The following is a 1,809-nucleotide window of genomic DNA, read 5'->3' on the forward strand; positions in this document are numbered from 1 at the left end:
TTCAACCGCTTCAGGAAGCTCTTGGTACGATTTGAAAAGCTTCTTTCATCACACATGGCTCTAACTCACTTGGCTGCTGCGATCATCGCCTTGAGAAAAATAGGGATTATTTACGGATAAATTCTTAGAAGTGAAAGGCGTCAAATCAATCCGAGAAGCTCAATTTCTGCTAAAGAAGCAAGGCTACAACATTAGTGTTGTGGATGGAATTTGTGGGCAGAACACTAAAGAGGAACTCGAAAAGTTCCAAAGAAGTGAAGGGCTAGAGCCTAATGGACTGCTGACCATCGGTACACTGAACGCACTAAAAAGTTTCATTGAGCCAGCTAACGGTAAAGACTCCCGAGCCCTGGAGATGAACGCGCCCCGGTGACCACCACCTCCAACCACTCGCACTCTCAAAAGAGAAGGCGCATTTTCAGAATTCTGTTGCCATTCGAAAAAGTCAGCAACCCTGCTCCGCAACTTGGGTGGCACGTTTTCAAAGTTCGTACTAAAGAAAATCATGTCACTGGGTATGAATTGTCCACGCGGGACCAGAAAGGGACCACGAGCCCGAAAATCCTGTCCCCATGTAAAGTCCCCGCCCAACAAATTCCACCCCACCGTGTGCAGCCCTCGCGCTCGCTCCGGCATTTGTGAGAGGCTCCCACGTGAGCAGCGTTGACTTTTATCCGAAACTGTAGTTGTAATGACTACAAATGAGGAGGGTGATTATGCCAATCGCAACGAGCTTCAGAACTGATCCGGAAAAAATTGAAGCGTTGGACTCTTTGGCTAAAAGGACCGGGACATCCCGCAACAAACTGATCAATCGCGCTCTGGACGATCTGCTTGAGCATCAAGCGTGGTTCATGCGCGAAGTCATGGATGGCATCGCCGAAGCTGAACGTGGTGAGTTCGCCACGGAGGATGAAGCTGCCGCAGTATTCAAGAAGTACGGAGCTTGACTCAGTGCCGTTTTGGACCAAACGCGCTTTTCAAAATTTGGATTCAATCCTTGGTCGGATTGCTGATGATGATCCTCCCACCGCTAAACGAATTGCCGGGACGATCAAAGCGACAGCAAGTCGGCTAGATCAATACCCACAAATGGGCAAACCCGGAGCCGTGGAAGGAACAAGAGAACTCATTTTCCCAAGCTTGCCTTATGTGCTTGTTTACCGGGTATCTCGTCGAGTGGAGATTCTTCGGCTCCTGCATACCCGCCAGCAGTGGCCTCAATCAACATAACCTACGTTTCCCCGTTCAAGGAATTACACCCGATCGTGTGCAGCCTTCTGGCATGACAACAGCCGAAGGCGATCACTACCCCGGGCGTCAGCCGGGAGCGAAGCGGACGGCTCTGCGAAGCTAGCCCGGACAGCGCCCGGACGCGGGGTGACTCTGTCGAGTCGCCACAACACCTCCACCACCCGCGCTCTCAAAAGAAAAAGAGGCCGGCCGCGTCAGCGGCTGGCCTCTTTAAGAGACCTGCGCCCGTAAAAAGGGGGGCGTTATCTGAGGCGAACTTAGGGTCCTCCGTCGGGCGTAGCCAGTCATCGGCAGAACCAGCACACGTTCACCATCCACGTCCTCAAAAAAGTAAAGAGGATATTTTATCCGATTGATCGCACACAAGAACCTCAGGCGGGCGATCCTCTGAGAAGTGCGCGAGCAAGCTCGCCGCCGACTTGCAGATTTTAATCCGATGAGAAATCCCCCAGCTTTGCTGGGGGACCAGTAAAGTTTGACTTTTGCGGGAATAGTTTAAAGCCTCCCCTGGTGAGCTGCTCAGAGTGAGCACAGGAGAGGCTTTAATGAAGTGCA

4 protein-coding genes and 1 pseudogene are annotated in these 1,809 nt (G+C 51.9%); 4 read left to right on the forward strand and 1 reads right to left on the reverse strand.

Annotation, left to right across the window (positions count from 1 at the left end; all coding sequences use genetic code 11):
- From GKC30_RS14790 to GKC30_RS14805, 4 genes and pseudogenes are all read left to right on the forward strand, one after another.
- Window positions 1–120, forward strand: a pseudogene (locus tag GKC30_RS14790) (IS5/IS1182 family transposase); the annotation flags it as partial.
- 10 nt (window positions 121–130) lie between these two features.
- The gene (locus GKC30_RS14795) at window positions 131–373 is read left to right on the forward strand and encodes a peptidoglycan-binding domain-containing protein (protein ID WP_155935744.1); all 243 of its coding nucleotides are present in this window, start codon (window positions 131–133) and stop codon (window positions 371–373) included.
- A gap of 343 nt (window positions 374–716) precedes the next feature.
- Entirely contained in the window at window positions 717–950 is a 234-nt protein-coding gene (locus tag GKC30_RS14800) for a ribbon-helix-helix domain-containing protein (protein WP_155935745.1), read from the forward strand.
- Window positions 913–1,233, forward strand: coding sequence for a type II toxin-antitoxin system RelE/ParE family toxin (locus GKC30_RS14805; RefSeq protein ID WP_196772920.1), 321 nt, complete (start codon window positions 913–915; stop codon window positions 1,231–1,233). The genes GKC30_RS14800 and GKC30_RS14805 overlap by 38 nt, the downstream gene beginning before the upstream one ends.
- Before the next feature lie 343 nt (window positions 1,234–1,576).
- On the opposite strand, the gene GKC30_RS15075 is transcribed toward GKC30_RS14805, so the two are convergent.
- Window positions 1,577–1,809, reverse strand: a 233-nt coding sequence (locus GKC30_RS15075) for a hypothetical protein (RefSeq protein WP_231117220.1), incomplete at its 5' end; no start/stop codon positions are given.

The sequence above is a fragment of the Pseudodesulfovibrio alkaliphilus genome (assembly GCF_009729555.1).
GTDB classification, from domain to species: Bacteria; Desulfobacterota; Desulfovibrionia; order Desulfovibrionales; family Desulfovibrionaceae; genus Pseudodesulfovibrio; species Pseudodesulfovibrio alkaliphilus.

What these genes read in the sequence shown, in the direction of transcription:
- GKC30_RS14800 (WP_155935745.1), top strand. Translation starts at nt 717, where the DNA reads ATGCCAATCGCAACGAGCTTCAGAACTGATCCGGAAAAAATTGAAGCG.
- GKC30_RS14805 (WP_196772920.1), top strand. Translation starts at nt 913, where the DNA reads ATGAAGCTGCCGCAGTATTCAAGAAGTACGGAGCTTGACTCAGTGCCG.